Source organism: Burkholderia sp. AU16741 (genome assembly GCF_002223345.1).
In the GTDB taxonomy this organism is placed as follows: Bacteria; Pseudomonadota; Gammaproteobacteria; order Burkholderiales; family Burkholderiaceae; genus Burkholderia; species Burkholderia sola.
The window spans coordinates 1-15919 of the sequence record NZ_NKEZ01000013.1 but is presented as its reverse complement, the minus strand read 5'-3'; the positions used below and the strand labels follow the sequence as shown (position 1 = coordinate 15919).

Genomic DNA, 15919 nt, shown 5'->3' with positions numbered 1-15919 from the left:
TGCTCCGGTCACAATCGCCACCTGACCTTCAAAACTTAAGTCGCTCATGGTTCCAATCTCGATTGTCTTCTCATGTCAGGCGTACTCATCAAAGCTACGCTCCATAAAATAATCGATTATTTTGGAAACGACGTCACTCCGGGTATACCAGCTTCACTTCGAGGGATTCTTCTCCCGCCACGATCTGCGGCATCTTCAGGTCCGCTGAAACGGCACACATACCTCGGAGAACATCGGCAGGTTATGCCCAACATCACGCCGCCGACAGCGAAGGCTCGCTGCTGCCCGGCAACCCGCCTTCATCCGGCGGCGTCAGAGGGAGCACGCTATCCCGCGGTCTGGCATCGAATTGAGTCCCGAAGGCCGTCGCGGAACATCGATCATTCAGGCCCATCTTTTCCCATCCGGTCATGGTGGCGCACTCGCACGCCGCCTTCCGGCCCCCACAGAAAGTCAGCCACATCGACGCTTGAACAGCCAGCGGGCGCCACCCAATGGCGAAGCGCCTCGCGGACCATTGGAAACGCCAGTGACGACCAATCTATTTCCTCCGGGTATACCAACTTCACTTCGAGGGACTCTTCTCCCGCCATGAGCTGCGGCGTCTTCAAGTCCGCGGAAAACAGCACGTATACCTCGGAGAACATCGGCAGGTTATAGACTGTCAACAAGCGCAGATGCGTAGCGGTCGCGCCGGCCTCCTCGTAGGTCTCCCGAATGGCTGCCTCCTGCAAGGTTTCCCCGGTCTCCACATATCCCGCCGGGATGGTCCACATGCCACGATACGGATCGATCGCGCGCTGGCACAGCAGGATGCGGCCCTCATGCGTCGCCACGCAGCCCGCGACCATGCTGTGCCTTGAATAGTGGATTGCCCCGCAGTTCTGGCAGATGTGCCGCAGCCCAATGTCACCGTACGGCATGATCATCTGCACCTTATCGGAGCCGCATTCACTGCAGAACCTCATGCATTCCTCGACGGGCGGATCATCGTGGCAAGTTCAGCCACGTTGAGGGGAAGACTCCTGTGTACTTCACAATGGTGAGCACTGGAGATACCGCACAAGTGCCGGGCAATGTGCTTGAGAATTTGCCGGCGCACAGCGTCGCTGCGCTCGAAGGACTCCATGTGGCACAAGGTGTCCCAAATGCTGACCGTAAAGAACGCCTCGGCATCCGACTTTGAGCGCACGAGCCAGCGCATGCGCAGTCCCGGCGCTGCGCGTGTCTCGACATGAACCTTGTATGCATTCTGAAAATCCGCCCACATGCCGGGATGAACGCGCCCTTCGGTCAGCCGCACGTAAAGCGGTGGGTGACGACCTTCACTTCGGCCCCGGTCACCTTCGCTATTGGCAACCAACCCGTCAGGTGCGACCCAAGCCGAGCGAATTTCGCAGGTATGACACTCGAACTCTCCTGGCAGGGGTTCTCGCAATAATCGATTGTGTACGGCCGCGCACTCCCAGTCGACTGCATGTCGCTCGGATTCCCAGAGCTCCACCACATAGCCTCCCTCCCGGCTATCCAGGTCGCGTAAGACCCAACTGCCGAGCGCCCCGGCAACACCTTGCATGTTGGGGGCCTTTTCAAACATTTCGCGCTCGAACTGCTGCCGTTTTCCGGCCCTAGCGAGCGTACGAACGACGCGCATCAACATGTGACTGTCCGGTGGCGTGTACCAGCACGGCGTGACCGCCAGTCGTGCCCCGGCTCCTTCTGCAATTCCGCCACCAGGATCTTGCTGCAGCACAACATTTTCGTCTCCGCGCAATAGCGCGACGGCCACTTGTGCTTCTTCAGCTCGCCGCACCACTGAATGTGTTGCCAAATAATAATCGATTTTTTATACTTCGGCGATCGAAGTCGGATTTGTCGAGGATGGGTACACGTATGCAGCTGAGCCACATCGGAATTTTTGTCCAGGATTTTGACCGGATGATCGAGTTCTATCGGAACACTTTAGGCTTTGTGGTTACCGACATCGAAAGAAGCGCTGAGCGGCACATCGCGTTCCTGACGACCGATCCTAAGATCCATCACCAGCTCGTCCTGGTGAAGGGGCGTGCCGCGGACGTCACATCCCGCGCGTTCGTCAATCAGATCTCCTTTGCCGTCGATGATCTGCCGGCACTGAGAAGTGCGTACGCCAAGCTCGTGAAGTCGGAAGCGAAGGAACTCGATCCCATTACGCATGGAACCACCTGGTCCGTGTATTTCCGCGATCCCGAGGACAATCGCGCCGAGGTCTATTGCGACACGCCCTGGTACATCACGCAGCCGCACCGTGCATCGATTGATCTGACCAAGCCTGAGGACGTTCTCTACGCGGAAACCGAAGCACACGTCCGCGGCCAGCCTGGGTTTAAGTTCCGGAAGCAGTTCGACGCAGAAGTAGAGCAGCTCCTATGCCGCGGCTAGTCGGTTCGTCTCCGTTACAGGGATTTGAAATGAGCTCGTCCTCGCTTTCGTTTCGAATCAATCCCAGGGAGATCACCTTCGTCGGCCATGACCTCAGCCGACCTGAATGCATATTGGCCGAACGCAACGGCACGCTGTGGATTTCCGACGATCGAGGCGGAGTAACCCGTCGCGATCCCAGCGGAGTCCAGCACGTGATTGGGTCCATCCGCGGCACCCCGAACGGGCTGGCGATGACCTCGACCCTCGATTTACTGGTTGCGGACATCGGCAACGGTATCGTCTACCGACTTGACCGCAAGGGACGACATGAGGTTGTGCTCGACCGGCTGGGAACTCAACCGCTGGGGTCCGTAAATTTCGTCTACGCGGACGCTCATGGAACGATTTGGATCACGGTTTCCACGCGCACCCAGCCGCGCAAAGAGGCCATCGCACGCCCCATCCCCGACGGCTACTTGCTTAGGGTCGCTGCCGGCGGCCAGCACGTAGTAGCCACGGGCCTCTGCTTTCCCAACGAGCTGCGCATCGACCGGCACTATCGCTATGTATATGTGGCCGAATCGGCTCGTGGGCGGGTGGTGAGAATGCCCCTTCTGCCGGACGGCTCGCTCGGACCGCAGGAGGTATTCGGCCCCTCCCAGTTGTTCGCGGGAGCTATCGTCGACGGCATCGCTTTCGACGAACTCGACGGTCTCTGGGTCACCGAGGTGACCCGAAACGGAATTTACCGCATCGCTGCGGATGGCTCCTGTGAGTGCCTGATCGAAGATCCCGAAGGCAAGATGCTGCTGTTCCCCGCTAGTGTGACCTTTGCCGGACACGATCTTAGAACGGTGCTTGTCGGGTCCATTAAGGCAAAACGTCTGGCCTGCTTCCGGAGCCCCATACCAGGGACGCCCTTGGCCCACTGGCATCGAAACGAAGTCATTGCGGGGAATTCCTCGCAATGACCACGGTCAACTGACAGAGCAGCCGAATGTGACCTGCCTGACTTCTTCGAGCCATTTCAATCTGGGAGAACGGCCTCGGTTGATCCGCTTGGGTTTCCCAGACCAGATCTAGAGCGAGTTTTGCGGCGCTTTGGGTTCAGTCGAACCCGATGAAGGCACCAGCTGACGGGCGAATTCAGCTGGTGCCAAGTCTTTGAGAACCGAGTGAGAACGACTCTCGTTGTAATCTCGGCACCACGCCTCCACGATCGCTTTGGCTTCGCCCAGCGTTTCGAACCAATGGAGGTTCAAGCACGCGTCGCGGAATGATCCGTTACACATCTCGATGTGGCAATTGTCCGTTGGCTTCCCGAACTTTGATGCTTCAGTAATACTGAACACTGCGCGGTTGATTCACAAGCCGACAGGTCCGCCTCATCACCAATCCATAGGGGCTCACCCCATAATCCACCACGTCTCGCCTCAGCGCGGGGCGGACCATACATTTTTTGATGCAACATCCTGCAGAGTGGCCTTATCCAGGCTCAGTTCGGCAACCAGCGTCTTCAACCGCGCGTTCTCCTCCTGCAGTTGCTTGAGTTCGCATACCTGATCCGCCTGCATTCCGGCATATTGCTTCTTCCACCGATAGAACGTCTGTTCCGAAATACCGACCTGCCGGATCACATCGGCCACCGGCATGCCCAGCTCAGCTTGCTTGAGCACCGCCACAATCTGTTCGATCGAAAGCACAAATCTGCGTCTCACGCAGACAATGCCGTCATCCGTTTGTATGATGAAAAAGGACGCTAGTACGTGTGCACCGGAGGTGAAAATGGCGAAGAGGCAGAGGATTGAGAGTACCGAAGAGGGCCGGGATACCAGGGCGTTGGGTGCCGAGGCTGATCACGTACCGAAAGTTGCACCCGATATCGAGCGCCGGATCGAAGAGGCGTCGAGCCGGCAAATGATATCGATTCGACTGGATAAGCGCTTGGTCGAATCGTTCAAGACGCTTGCTACGTTTCATGGAGTGGGCTACCAGCCCCTCATGCGCGATGCGCTTCAACGATTTGCAGATGCTGAAATGAAGGCGATTGTCACGGGCATAGTTAAGTCCCCAAAGAGGGTTGGGAAGCGTCGCGACGAATGAGCTTGCCCCTAAGAAACGGCTTCATAAAGGCTGATCGGCGCGCCGGAGGGTGTTCCAGCAGATCAAGCAGCAACCGAGTTTGAGGAACGCGCCGTGAATGTCAGCGCGGCGCTCGAAACGAATAAGGAGGCGACGAAAGTGATGCAGCCACCCTCGATTCGCCGAGAACCATGGCTGAACATACAGCGACATCAAGCATTCACGCTGCGATCATCTCGACTACGCCACCGTCCGTCTCCACGTGGATGATTTGGCTTCCGCCACGATGTTCGATGTCTCTGACCTTGACGCGACGTCCGTACAGCGGATGCCAGCTATAACGGACTTCGACTTCCTGCCCGATATGGGCAGAATGAGCGCGAAATGGCTCTCGGACGGCGGAACTATCTGCTCGCCGGCGCCGACTCCGGGGGCGAACGTGCCGCCGCGATGTACAGCCTGATCGGCACGGCGCGCTTGAACGGCCTCGATTCCGAGGCGTGCCTCGCCTACGTGCTCGAGCGCATCGCTGACCGTCCGGTCAACTGCCTCGACGAGCTGCTGCCATGGCATGTGGCGCCGTCGCTGCCCTCAACCGCTCGCGTCGAGCCCATTCGATAGCCTCTCGCGGATCTCAGCGATCAACAACCTGCACTACGGTTCTGCTCGGGCGCTTACGCTACAGATTCTGTAATGGCACGAGCAAGAACTGCGGCATAGGCGTGGGAATTCTTTGACTGTCCCAGTGCTCAGCGAACTTTCCATCCTTGATGCGCCACAGCTCGAAATCGAATACCGTGTAGTAGGCGCCGGCATTCTGTGGATCGGGTGCATAAGTGCGATGAACGGCAGTCACGTAATCGCAGCTCGCAATGATCTTGTACGCCATTTCGTTCTTCGGACGACCTGGTTCTTCAACCAACTCGGGGCGCCGTCCATTGCTCGTCAAGAACTTATCGAGGGCCAAGAACGCCTCTCGATCATTCAGGCCGTTGATCCGCCCAAAACGGATCACCCCCTCGTTGTGCTGTATGTAATCCGGCGCCATCATGTTGTACGCGTCTAGCGGAGTACGTTCTGGCGTGAAAAAGGTCTTCACCAATTGACGATTGTGCTCCAGCTGCTCCGCGGTACAGCGCACTTCTCCTCCGTCGGCCGCTCCAACAAACTGAGAAAGCGACGGTACAGCGGCCACAGGTGCAGGTGCGGGCTGTAATGGCGTCACCAAGAACGACGGCAAAGGCGTTGGAAGACTTTGACTGTCCCAGTGCTCAGCGAATTTTCCTTCCTTGATACGCCACAGCTCGAAGTCGTATGCCGCGTAGTAGGCGCCGGCATTCTGTGGATCGGGTGCATAAGTGCGATGAACGGCAGTCACGTAATCGCAGATCGCAATGATCTTGTACGCCATTTCGTTCTTTGGACGACCTGGTTCCTCAGACAACTCGGGACGCCCCCCATTGCTCGTCAAGAAATTGTCGAGGGCCAAGAATGCCTCATGAGCGTTCAGGTTATTGATCTTCCCAAAACGTAATACCCCTTCGTTGTGCTGTATGTAATCCGGCGTCATCATGTTGTACGCGTCTAGCGGAGTACGTTCCGGCGCAAAAAAAGCTTTCACCAATTGACGATTATGCTCCAGCTGATCCGTGGTACAGCCCGCTTCTTGCCCGTCGGCCGCACCAACCAACTGAGGTATTTCTCGAGCGGCGACGGGGCCATCGCCGCTGCAGGCAGACATGATCACACATACAGCGACTGCCGAGGCCAGGGCCGATTGCTTCAATTCAAACATCTCAAACACTCCATCGTTCATTTACGTCATCAGATCCGCTCAGCCTTGAGGTCGGCGAATCACTCTGCACTGCTTCAATAGGAGGCCGACTGAATCGGCGTCACCCGATCCGCGTGATCACACTGAGCTACAAGTCGGCATTGCCAAAATGGCGACCGACGTCAGGCCGAAAAGTCAGCAGGCCGAGGTCGTCCTCATGCTCAACGAAGACCTTCTCAGCGAATTCACGCACGAACGCTTTGTTATGCTGATTATCTGAATTGGTTCACATATGAGATATCTTGAAAAACCAGGATGTTTCTTCGCTGAAAAATCCTAGGCCGAGCAATGTTCGATGAGCTCGGAAATGCTGAGAATAATGGGTATCCGGATTTAGCTGTGGACAACCCACGGAAGCGAAAACCGGGTGCCGGGTCAGCATCGGCGTTCGGTACGCAATCTGTGCCAAGGCGTTCTTGGTCTTGAAGAGCGTCTTCTCCAAGCGCGCCAGATCGACCACACTCACAACAGCAGACCCGCTACTCCCTCCAGTGACAGAACTGCCACACCCTCGGCTATGTCAGCGGTCGGCAGCCGTATCGAGTGCTTCGTTTAATCGATTTCATGAAGATTATCGATTTTTTCCAAATCTGCACTCACGGAAATCACCAATCCGTTGTCGTCTGCGGTCTTCGACCAGATGAACGGCTTGGGGCTGGCGTTGTTGATGTCGATGTGTTGACGGATGGCCTGCTCCAATTGGCGCGTGGAGCGATGGGTACCGCGACGGATGCATCGCCGGGTCAGTGTGGCAAACCACCGCTCCACTTGGTCGAGCCAGGAGGCCGAGGTCGGGGTGAAGTGGACGTGGAACCTCAAGTGCCTGATGAGCCAGTTCTTGACCAAGCTCTGTCTTGTCTGTGCCGTAGTTGTCCATCACCAGATACACGACCACCCAACCTATACCCCGCCTAGACGGCGTCGAACAGGCTCGGTTGACAGCCGACATCCACCTGCTCCTGAGCGAGCCTGTCGAATTCATACGTGATGCGCATACCCGCGATCTCGACGTATTCGAGCATTAGGTCGACTCCGATGAAACGCAAGCCCTCGCGCACGGCAGCCTTGCCGGTCGAGCCGCTTCCCATGAGCGGATCCAGCACGATCCCGCCGAGAGACGTGACGAGCCGGCAGAGCTAGGCCATCAGCTCGTCGAGCTTGACCGTCGGGTAACGGCTCCCGTTGCGCGCGAGCCAGTCATCAATTTCTCGCTCCCGCACGGTCGCGTTCATCTCGGCGGCCGGAGCGTCGCTGCTGCCGACGCCGTCGTTACGGTCCGCGCGCGATGCTTTCGCGGAGTAGAAGAAGCGCGCGGCGCTGCCTGCATCAAGTCGACGCGTGCCCGCCTTCCCGCGCAACGCCATGGGCAAGGCGCAGAAGAACATCCTGCGCGAAACCTGTCGCCATACCTTCCTGTAGCATGTCGCCGCCTACCGGCGGCACGTTTAAAAGCGTGCTGTCGGGATAGGGAGGCCAGGCACATCGACGCGGGTTCGAAACACGGTGCCGCCTCTTGATTCGACTTCGCTGTTGTTTGCTGTCACCACGTAAAGATCCCTCAGGTCGGGGCCGCCGAACGCAAGGCTCGTCACGAACGTCGACGGCACCTTGATCCTGCGATCGATACCCCCCTCCGGCGTCAGCCGCACGATTTCTCCTCGGCCCCGTGCGACCGCGACCCACACCCCGCCCTCGGCGTCAACGGCCAGTCCATCGGGCAGTTCGTCATCGGCGAACCGGTGGAAGACGCGGCGGTCGCTCACGTCGCGATCGGCGTTGACATCGTAGACCCAGACCGCATGCGTCATGGTATCGCTCTGATAGAGAACTTTCCGATTCGGGCTGAACCCGATCCCATTGGGAACCATCACGCCGTCGTAGAGCATTTTCACGTCCCCCGACGGAGAGACGCGTAACAGCCTGCCGGGCGGGGGTTTTTGCCGGGACGGATCGAAGGTATTGATATCGAAGCCCATCGCACCGATGAAGATGCTTCCGTCGTCGTCTACGGTAAAGTCATTGAAGCCGGGAATCGGCGATCCGTTCCATTCACTTAAAATGTCTCGCACACCACCCACTTCATCGACCAGGGCAAGCGTCGTTCCCGACACCAGGATCCCGTTCCGGCTCAACGCGATACCGCCAACCCAGCTGCGCTCCAGGAGGCGATTGACCTGGCCATCCGGATCCCTCCGGTAGACACCGGTCCCAGAGCAACTGAAGTACAGCCGGTTTTTCGCATCAACCCGCGGGCCTTCAACCAGCTCGTATCCGGATGCCAACGTTTCGAACGTCATGCCGAATCTCCTAAATAAGGTCAGGCTCCGCCTCAAGCGGCACCGCGATACACGCCAGACCTGCGTAGTACGCGGCGAGCAGAGTCAACGCTGTCTGTTCTTGAACCGTAAACCACGTGGCCAGCCGGCCAAAGGTCTCGGCCTTCACATTGACGTCGCGGGCGCTCTCGTCGGCGAAGCTCAGCACAGACCGCTCCTTTTCCGTGAACTCGGGCGCCGTCCGGAACGCGTGCCGCTGGGCCAGCTTGTGTTCGGTCACGCCCAGCTTCAGCGCCAGCTGATAGTGCCTCGCCGCCATGTTCGAGGCGCCGAGGGCTTCGAGCACGACAATGGCGACCATTTCACGCATGCACGGTTCGATGCCGCAAAGTGAAAGAACACCGGCGCCAAAACCGAAATAGGCACGCGCGAGCTCCGGGGCGCTGCCCATGGCGCCAAATAGACGCCCAGACGGGCCCTCGCCCGCAGCCTCCAGCTCAGCGCTGACTACCGGGGAAATCTCGGTCGTCGCTTCGATTGATTTGTACGGGACCCGACTCACGATTTTGGCCTCTCTGCCTCGATGCCGAACGCTCCGAGGATTCGCACCACTGAGTTGTAGAAGCCCACCTGCAGGACCAGCTCGACGATGACGTCATCATTGAACTCCTTCTGCAATGCCTCAAATGTCGGGCGCGCGACCTGGCGCTTCAGGGTTACTTCCGCAGCGTAGCGAATCACGGCCCGCTCGGCAGTGTTGTAGACCGCCGAACTCTCGAACAACGAGAGTTGCTGCAATTGCTCCGGCCGCACCCCTTCCTTCAAGGCAAAGCGGGAGTGCGCCTCCACTTCATAGGAACTGTGCGTGACATGTCCCACCATCACGATCGCCAGTTCACGAAGCCGCGGATCGAGCTTCGTGCCGAAGCGCAACTCATTCGAGATTGGCATGTAGGCCCGTAGCAACGCCGGCGCGTTTGCGATGGCGCGATGTATCACGGACGGCCCGACCTTACGAACCCGCTCATAATCGTCGTAGATGTCGCGGTCGGACTCAGCCAGGTCCTCCCGGGACAGGATCGGAACACGAGGCATCATGAGTCCCCCGGGAATGGATGCGGAGACTGCCTGGCCTCGGCGGTCAGCCGTAAGGCGTCCTCCTCCAGCAGAAGCCGCGCCTCGCACAGCGCCGCTGCCGCGTCACTAACCGCGCGAACATAGGCGTCTCGGCTCGGATAGCGCTCCTCGATGGACGGCCGCGGATCACCTTGTGCCAGCCGATCCACCTTGGTCGCAGGAAACGGGAAGAAGGATCCGCGCACACTGGCGAGCTGGCCAGGCGCATATCCATCCCGGCGTATGTTCCAGCCGGTATAAGTGCCCATCGGCACGGAGACCGCTGGCAGCCGGATACCGCCCAGGTCGTTGCCATCGGCATCCGTACTGGGCACCAGGGGAACGTAGCGCCGACCGCGTATCTCCCTCGGCGGAAGCGTCGAATAATCCCAGGCGGTGAGCTCGTTGCCTGAACGGGGCACGCTGCAGCCCGGAATGGCTGGAAACGCCTGAACGACGCGAGAGATGGGAACCAGCGTTCCGTCAGCGGCCCTCGGAATGCGGCTATCTGGCGGGGCGACATTTCGTGTCACCCACGCCTCCAAGGCAACGAGGAGGGCTCGGTGCAGCGGCGTGTCGTTCAGCGGATTGATCGGATAACGGCAGATCGGCGTGGCACGGGCTGCCGGTCCTCCGTGTTGTACTGACGCGTATAAGTACACACGCACCGCTTCCGGAATGTCGATGGCCGTCCCTGCCTCGTCGCTCGTCACCAGCGCCGCGCGCGCCTGCCAGTACTCCGACGAGCTGTCGGTGTGCATGACCTTGGGGCATGTCTGGCTGGCGGTGCTCGCCCGCAATATTCCGTCCGTCCGATCGGCGTTGGGATCCGGACACTCTCCGTAGGCGAACGGAAATTGGTCGCCCGGGTATGAATGATCCTCATGCTGCCGGGAAAAGCGGCCAGGCTGCCCGAATGGGACATTGACGAAGCTCTTGCGGGAACCCGCAGCATCGATGAATAGACCATCGAAGACACGCTGACCCGCCCCGTCCCGGTTGAAGTCCTGCCACAGGAAGTCACGTAGCACCCGACCGGACTGCGATGTTCCGAACGCCAGGGCGTGGTCGATTACCGGAACGCCGGAGGCGCCGCAGAGCGGATTAGCCGCGCCTGCACTGTCCACGCCGGCGAAGCGAAGAAAGGAGACGAAGTCGCGGATCGCGGCGAATCCCAGGCCCATGACCACTGGATCCTTGGCCCGATAAACGAACTCGAAGATCGAGCCGCCATCGAAGCCCTCGGGGACTCGGATCTCGATCTGCCGCTGCGATACAAAGCGCCAGCTCGCCGGGTCCAGACGCTGCGGAGCCTCGCCGTTGTTTCGACGAACTGTGGCGATGACTTCGCTCGGGTCCAGCGTGTTAGCGGGATAGGTCAGATTTCCGATGACAGGATTCTGCAGGCTATCGAAGACAAACTCCTCGCGGCTGTAGCCAACGAGCGGCTTGCCTTCCGACTGGGCAATCGGAAAGCCGGTACACAACAACTCAGCCCCCGTTCGGATATCTCCCTGCCATCCACTCCACGCCATGGTATAGCCGCGGCGCATCAGAAATCCGTTGCCTGCGGCATCCGGGCCGAGCAGATTGGTCGAACGCGGCACGTCGTTGAACGCCGTGAGCGCCTTCTGCTCACCTCGGTTGAGGACGTCGTACAACAAGACACGATTCGCCGAGGACATTCGCACCGGCTTCAGGATTGCGAAATCGCTCCAGTATTCGACGTAGCCCTCCGCATTGCGCGGCGCCAGGTCAAGCAATGCAATCCCTGCATTGCTTGAATGACCTGGATCGACCCGGCCCAAGACGCGGCCACGCAGCCACTCGTATGCCCCGGCAGCACCGAACACTTGGCCATCAAACGCGCTTTCCCTCTGGACAATCTCCAACCTGACCGTCCCCGCCTCGTCTGTTTGCCGGCCCGCGCCTGAAACTGGGCCATGCCGCTGATTCACGTCGACGGGCTCCATCAGGCGCCGGCGGCGACTTCGAGACTGCGCTGCGCTTGCGCGAAGGTCGGCATCACGCAATCCGCGAAGCGGTTGATGGAGTCCAGGGATTCCGCGCTGCTGAGGCTACCGAAGGTGAAGTTGAGCATCAAGTAGTTACAGCCCGAGCGCTCCACCTGCGAGTTGAGGATATCGCTCACCTGGTCTCCGGTACCGACAATCATCACACCTGCCTCGCGCGCCTTATCGAACGGGACGACGACCTTGTTGTCGGTCAGGCCGTAGTAGCTGTAAAGCTTGTTGATGTTGTCCAGGAATACAGCGTAGTGCTGTCGCGCCGTCTCGACCGCCTTGGCCTCGTCATCGCCCACAAAAACGAACCGCTGGACGGCGAGTTTCGGCTCGGCAATGTGGGGCTGCAAGTCCTCGGCGGTTTTCCAGTACTTGTCACGGGTTTCCAGATACGTGTCGATCGCCCGCTTGTTCATTTCGACCGGCCCGTTGGTGCAGATGTTCAGGCCACGCTTGGCGGCATAGATCACCGAGCTCTCCTTGACCGCGCCATACCAGAGGCCCGGATAGGGCTTCTGCACTGGACGCATGTCGGCGACCGGAACGCCGTCGAAGCGGAAATGCGTTCCCTTGTGCTTGAGCTGGTCGACCGTGAAGCCCTTGAGAATCACATCGAGCGCTTCCTCGAAGATCTCCGACGACTGCAGCGTCGGAATGCCGTAGTAGGCATGCTCGTACGGATGCACGCCGCGCCCGATGCCGAACTCGAAGCGCCCGTCCGACATATTGTCGAGCATGCAGACTTCGAGCATCAGACGCAGCGGGTTGTAAAAAGGCAGCAGGAACACCATCGGACCGATGCGGATACGCGAGGTGTGGGTTGCCAGCGGCGCCAGGAACAACGCTGGCGACGGAACCACGGACAGCGGGGTGCAGTGGTGCTCAGCCAGGTGGTAGCCCCAAAAGCCGAGCGCCTCCGCGTGCTTCACGTACGCGATGCGCTCGCGATACAGTTCGCCGATATTGGCACTGCCACTGCTCTTTTCGATGTGATCGAATATGCCGATCTCGAGGGATCGGCCGATATGGTTTGTCATGGTTCTACCTCATGTCGTGATAAAAGAATCGATTTTATTTTGTTGAAGAATCGATTCTTTGTCAACGGTGATGCACCCTGATTTCTTGCTCTCTTGAACTTGGGGACCGTACTGCTCCAGGAGAAAGGCCGCTCGAGTCAGGCGTTGTTTACGTCAGGACCGCAAGGGCCCAGAACTCACCCTATCGACGTCCTGTCAGTGTCAGGGCTGCTTCGCGTCCGAACCCTCATGCCGCGATGTAGAGCCAACTGTTCAAGACAAAATAGCGACCCTCGCTCCGTGATACCCGCCAGGATCGTGGCGCGGCTCCGCCAACGCCTGTCTAGGTAGTGATACCAAACTGGGTGACGTCTCCGGCAATGGGGTGTGTAGCAGTCCAAATCACTTAGGAAACCGAAACGAAGAACCGCACGACTGGAAGAGTCGGTATCGCGGCCATTGCCGTAACACCGAGAATCGCCGTTCCGCGATTCACCATCGGCCCCATACCGGATCCGATCAGCTGGCCGCTAGGGGTGTCTTGCACAGCCATTGCTTCATTGCTGGTCAGCACGGAAACCTGATCTGCACCCTTACATCAGGCGCACGCCGGTCTCTCCATATTGCTTCACAAGGTCTTGAACCTTCTGCACGATCTCCGCCGGCGGACGGGTGAGGTCGATCGCAACCTTGAAGGGCTGCTTCGCCTCAAGTCCCGTGTCCCAATAGACTTCACACCGATTACCGTCCGGATCGAAAAAATAGACGCCGACCGCATTACCGTGCGTCACGACCTGTTCAATCTCCGCGCCGGCTTGCAGAAGGCGCTCGTAGAAGTAGATGACTTCTTCAAGGGCGTTACAACGGAAGGAGAGTTGCTGCAGCAAAATCTCGCCCGGCTTGACGGTACGACCGGGTGCCAACAGCAGTTCATGATGCTCCTCTTCGGGGCGTGAACTGAAGAACGTGGCGCCAGACACCGGATCCATGTCGGTGATGGTGAGCTTCAGGACATCACGGTAGAACGCACGGGATCGATCCATGTCGGTGACATGAATCCCAACGTGCCCGAGCATTGCAATTTTTGCAGAATTCATAAACCCTCTTTGACTTTTCGTGTATCAGGAGCCGATCAACATACTCGGAGGTAATCAGTGGCATAACGATGCCTGCAATCGAAGTGGCACAGGCCCAGCAAGGTGTCGATGGGGCCGACGTTCTTCGTCAGCCTCAGCGCGACGTTGCTCTGCCGCCCGGTTTCGCTAACAGCTCCGCGGAACGAAGCCTGGCAGCCAACGACGTCAACGTCCTTGACCCCGCTTTCCTTCAAACTGCCCGGGGAACAGCCCTCAACACGACCGCATAATACGAAAGGCTTTCGCTTCTCTTAGAGGCAATGGTTGCGGAAACTTCCGACGATTGCTGCTGTGGCGCCGGCTCCTGCTGCGTTGCTTCTCCAGGTTCCGCTTGTTGCGTTGCGGGCACCGGTCCGACTTGCGATGACATTTCCGGCTGCGCTTGCCGGGCCAAAGCCGTGTGGACCCAGCGATGCCGGGACCAAAGCCAAGATGCTCGCTTTCAGCATCCTCGACTTTTTCATCGGATCTCCTCTTGGCGATTTCTGCCCCACCGCCATGCGGTGGCGCCTCGCCACATTTTCAGAATAATCGATTATTTTTTCATGGTCAATCTCTCTGAGAGGAGCCTAGTGCAAGGCCGCCTGCCGTAACCGTCATGACCGGTAGAATAGATTATGTATTTCTGGGCCCGGCACTGCCCTCCGCCGCCGCAGCCTCATCCACCGCGCAAGACTGGATTGTCATGCCTGCACCCCGAGACACATCTCGCACGCAGATCATTTTCACTAGGCTAACCCCCAACAATCGATTCACGCATCGCGAGGCCTTCGATCCTCGAGCCCCGCGCCCCCGGGCTTCTTATTGAGGCCTTCAGCCCCCCCAAAAAGACCGCCTTTGACGCCGCCTCAAAGGCGCCGCAACGATCGATTTTCCTCGTCACCTGACGCAAGATGTCGTAAAATTCGCCTGATATAGTGGCTCTCGCACGATTGGCGTTTGCTGGAGCTCTGACTTCATCGGCGATTGTTTTCAGTGGTATGAGGCCATAAATGAAAGTTACCGAACCTGCGCTTCAACCCAAGAGTCGGGCGGCACCGACGGAGAGTTCCGCCGCCGCGCGTAGCCTTACGACGACTGTTTTTCAGCTGTTGCGAAGCTCCATCCTTTATGGGCAGCTTGAGCCGGGGCTCAAGTTGAGTGCCGGGCGCCTGGCGACGCAATACCGCGTCAGCCTGAGTGCCATTCGCGAAGCGCTGGCGAGGCTTGCGGCCGAGGGCTTGCTGGATTCGGAGGATCACCGCGGATTCCGGGTTGCGAAGGTATCCAAGGCAGACCTGATGGATTTGACCCAGACGCGCTGCGAAATTGAATGTATTGCACTGCGCCGTTCGATCGAGAGCGGGGACGCCGCCTGGGAGAAAAGAGTGACCGAGGCGTTTCAGGCCCTGCAAGCTGCCGAGGGAAAATCCCGCCCCTTGGACCAGCGCCGCTATGAGCTGCATTCAGATTTTCATCATGCTTTGCTGGAAGCGTGTGGCTCGGAATGGCTGTTGCGCCTGCGCGGCATGTTGTTCGAGCGCGCCGAGCGCTATCGTCTCTTGTCTGTCAACTACGCCAAGGTACGTCGCGAGGTGCATGACGAGCATAAGCAGCTCTACGACGCGGTCTTGAAGCGCGACGCAGAAAAGGCGATCGCAATTCTGACACGGCACACAATGGAAACCACCAAGGCCCTGCTCCAAATCGAAGATGAAGCGCTTTTTGCCGACAATAAGCCTGCCAAGGGTTCCAAAAAGGGCCGGCAAGTCAAGCTCGTCGCTGAGGTAGGCGGCTTACTGCGGAGCTTTTAAACTCACTGCAGACCTTCTACGCGGGCAGAGCGGGCTGGCTGGCGGCTGCCTGCCCAAAACGTTGGCGAGCAGTTTTCGGGCAGCCTTCTCCAAAAACTACACGGGATGCCGCCCCCCGTGTAGACAAATGGCGGCACCATTTCAGCATTCTGACGTGATGGCGTGGCGATCTTTCAGATCACGACTTCGGAGGTGGCGGCGGCCCGAGAACGATTTCCTCGCTCTTGTCCCGCTTCGTA

At 58.8% G+C, this 15919-nt stretch carries 14 protein-coding genes and 5 pseudogenes; 5 read left to right on the top strand and 14 right to left on the bottom strand.

Annotation, left to right across the window (positions count from 1 at the left end; all coding sequences use genetic code 11):
* Positions 1–380: 380 nt before the first annotated feature.
* Positions 381–968: an NUDIX domain-containing protein gene (locus CFB89_RS33740; RefSeq protein ID WP_089471828.1), complete on the bottom strand. Its 588-nt coding sequence runs from the start codon at positions 966–968 to the stop codon at positions 381–383.
* Positions 965–1753, bottom strand: coding sequence for an antibiotic biosynthesis monooxygenase (locus CFB89_RS33735; protein ID WP_144030202.1), 789 nt, complete (start codon positions 1751–1753; stop codon positions 965–967). The genes CFB89_RS33740 and CFB89_RS33735 overlap by 4 nt, the downstream gene beginning before the upstream one ends.
* Positions 1754–1893: 140 nt before the next feature.
* Between CFB89_RS33735 and CFB89_RS33730 the strand changes: the two genes are divergently transcribed.
* Together CFB89_RS33730 and CFB89_RS33725 are read left to right on the top strand one after the other, a co-directional pair.
* Complete coding sequence (locus tag CFB89_RS33730) at positions 1894–2421, top strand: VOC family protein (protein WP_089471825.1); 528 nt, start codon at positions 1894–1896, stop codon at positions 2419–2421.
* A 29-nt stretch (positions 2422–2450) separates the two neighbouring features.
* Positions 2451–3374 carry an SMP-30/gluconolactonase/LRE family protein gene (locus CFB89_RS33725; protein WP_179233585.1) on the top strand — a complete coding sequence of 308 codons (924 nt, stop codon included), beginning with the start codon at positions 2451–2453 and terminating at the stop codon, positions 3372–3374.
* Positions 3375–3482: 108 nt separating this feature from the next.
* Here CFB89_RS33725 and CFB89_RS33720 read toward each other — a convergent pair.
* A pseudogene (locus CFB89_RS33720) lies at positions 3483–4121 on the bottom strand (transposase).
* A 67-nt stretch (positions 4122–4188) separates the two neighbouring features.
* On the opposite strand from CFB89_RS33720, the gene CFB89_RS33715 reads away from it, so the two are divergent.
* Entirely contained in the window at positions 4189–4506 is a 318-nt protein-coding gene (locus CFB89_RS33715) for a hypothetical protein (RefSeq protein WP_089471827.1), read from the top strand.
* 21 nt (positions 4507–4527) lie between these two features.
* Here the strand turns inward: CFB89_RS33715 and CFB89_RS34715 are convergent.
* Positions 4528–4656: pseudogene (locus CFB89_RS34715) on the bottom strand (IS5/IS1182 family transposase); the annotation flags it as partial.
* Between the two features lie 207 nt (positions 4657–4863).
* On the opposite strand from CFB89_RS34715, the pseudogene CFB89_RS33710 reads away from it, so the two are divergent.
* Positions 4864–5106, top strand: a pseudogene (locus CFB89_RS33710) (transposase domain-containing protein); the annotation flags it as partial.
* A gap of 58 nt (positions 5107–5164) precedes the next feature.
* On the opposite strand, the gene CFB89_RS33705 reads toward CFB89_RS33710, so the two are convergent.
* From CFB89_RS33705 to CFB89_RS33665, 10 genes and pseudogenes are all read right to left on the bottom strand, one after another.
* Complete coding sequence (locus CFB89_RS33705) at positions 5165–6301, bottom strand: hypothetical protein (protein ID WP_089471823.1); 1137 nt, start codon at positions 6299–6301, stop codon at positions 5165–5167.
* A gap of 570 nt (positions 6302–6871) precedes the next feature.
* Positions 6872–7214: pseudogene (locus tag CFB89_RS33700) on the bottom strand (transposase); the annotation flags it as partial.
* A 16-nt stretch (positions 7215–7230) separates the two neighbouring features.
* A pseudogene (locus CFB89_RS35190) lies at positions 7231–7437 on the bottom strand (DNA methyltransferase); the annotation flags it as partial.
* 18 nt (positions 7438–7455) lie between these two features.
* Positions 7456–7704 (bottom strand): hypothetical protein, encoded by a 249-nt coding sequence (locus CFB89_RS35185; protein WP_218828358.1) that lies wholly within the window; start codon positions 7702–7704, stop codon positions 7456–7458.
* Positions 7705–7764: 60 nt separating this feature from the next.
* Positions 7765–8616 (bottom strand): SMP-30/gluconolactonase/LRE family protein, encoded by an 852-nt coding sequence (locus tag CFB89_RS33690; protein WP_089471822.1) that lies wholly within the window; start codon positions 8614–8616, stop codon positions 7765–7767.
* A 10-nt stretch (positions 8617–8626) separates the two neighbouring features.
* Positions 8627–9157, bottom strand: a complete 531-nt coding sequence (locus CFB89_RS33685) for a carboxymuconolactone decarboxylase family protein (RefSeq protein WP_089471821.1) — start codon at positions 9155–9157, stop codon at positions 8627–8629.
* Positions 9154–9693 (bottom strand): carboxymuconolactone decarboxylase family protein, encoded by a 540-nt coding sequence (locus tag CFB89_RS33680; RefSeq protein WP_089471820.1) that lies wholly within the window; start codon positions 9691–9693, stop codon positions 9154–9156. The genes CFB89_RS33685 and CFB89_RS33680 overlap by 4 nt, the downstream gene beginning before the upstream one ends.
* The gene (locus CFB89_RS33675; RefSeq protein WP_144030201.1) at positions 9690–11684 is read right to left on the bottom strand and encodes an alpha/beta hydrolase domain-containing protein; all 1995 of its coding nucleotides are present in this window, start codon (positions 11682–11684) and stop codon (positions 9690–9692) included. The genes CFB89_RS33680 and CFB89_RS33675 overlap by 4 nt, the downstream gene beginning before the upstream one ends.
* Positions 11684–12772: an LLM class flavin-dependent oxidoreductase gene (locus CFB89_RS33670; protein WP_089471818.1), complete on the bottom strand. Its 1089-nt coding sequence runs from the start codon at positions 12770–12772 to the stop codon at positions 11684–11686. The genes CFB89_RS33675 and CFB89_RS33670 overlap by 1 nt, the downstream gene beginning before the upstream one ends.
* Positions 12773–13344: 572 nt before the next feature.
* Positions 13345–13848: a VOC family protein gene (locus CFB89_RS33665; RefSeq protein ID WP_089471817.1), complete on the bottom strand. Its 504-nt coding sequence runs from the start codon at positions 13846–13848 to the stop codon at positions 13345–13347.
* A 1031-nt stretch (positions 13849–14879) separates the two neighbouring features.
* Between CFB89_RS33665 and CFB89_RS33660 the strand changes: the two genes are divergently transcribed.
* Positions 14880–15680 (top strand): GntR family transcriptional regulator, encoded by an 801-nt coding sequence (locus tag CFB89_RS33660; protein WP_089471816.1) that lies wholly within the window; start codon positions 14880–14882, stop codon positions 15678–15680.
* The last annotated feature ends 239 nt before the right edge of the window (positions 15681–15919 follow it).

What these genes read in the sequence shown, in the direction of transcription:
- CFB89_RS33740 (WP_089471828.1), bottom strand. Translation starts at nt 968, where the DNA reads ATGAGGTTCTGCAGTGAATGCGGCTCCGATAAGGTGCAGATGATCATG.
- CFB89_RS33730 (WP_089471825.1), top strand. Translation starts at nt 1,894, where the DNA reads ATGCAGCTGAGCCACATCGGAATTTTTGTCCAGGATTTTGACCGGATG.
- CFB89_RS33725 (WP_179233585.1), top strand. Translation starts at nt 2,451, where the DNA reads ATGAGCTCGTCCTCGCTTTCGTTTCGAATCAATCCCAGGGAGATCACC.
- CFB89_RS33715 (WP_089471827.1), top strand. Translation starts at nt 4,189, where the DNA reads ATGGCGAAGAGGCAGAGGATTGAGAGTACCGAAGAGGGCCGGGATACC.
- CFB89_RS33705 (WP_089471823.1), bottom strand. Translation starts at nt 6,301, where the DNA reads ATGAACGATGGAGTGTTTGAGATGTTTGAATTGAAGCAATCGGCCCTG.
- CFB89_RS35185 (WP_218828358.1), bottom strand. Translation starts at nt 7,704, where the DNA reads ATGTTCTTCTGCGCCTTGCCCATGGCGTTGCGCGGGAAGGCGGGCACG.
- CFB89_RS33690 (WP_089471822.1), bottom strand. Translation starts at nt 8,616, where the DNA reads ATGACGTTCGAAACGTTGGCATCCGGATACGAGCTGGTTGAAGGCCCG.
- CFB89_RS33680 (WP_089471820.1), bottom strand. Translation starts at nt 9,693, where the DNA reads ATGATGCCTCGTGTTCCGATCCTGTCCCGGGAGGACCTGGCTGAGTCC.
- CFB89_RS33675 (WP_144030201.1), bottom strand. Translation starts at nt 11,684, where the DNA reads ATGGAGCCCGTCGACGTGAATCAGCGGCATGGCCCAGTTTCAGGCGCG.
- CFB89_RS33670 (WP_089471818.1), bottom strand. Translation starts at nt 12,772, where the DNA reads ATGACAAACCATATCGGCCGATCCCTCGAGATCGGCATATTCGATCAC.
- CFB89_RS33665 (WP_089471817.1), bottom strand. Translation starts at nt 13,848, where the DNA reads ATGAATTCTGCAAAAATTGCAATGCTCGGGCACGTTGGGATTCATGTC.
- CFB89_RS33660 (WP_089471816.1), top strand. Translation starts at nt 14,880, where the DNA reads ATGAAAGTTACCGAACCTGCGCTTCAACCCAAGAGTCGGGCGGCACCG.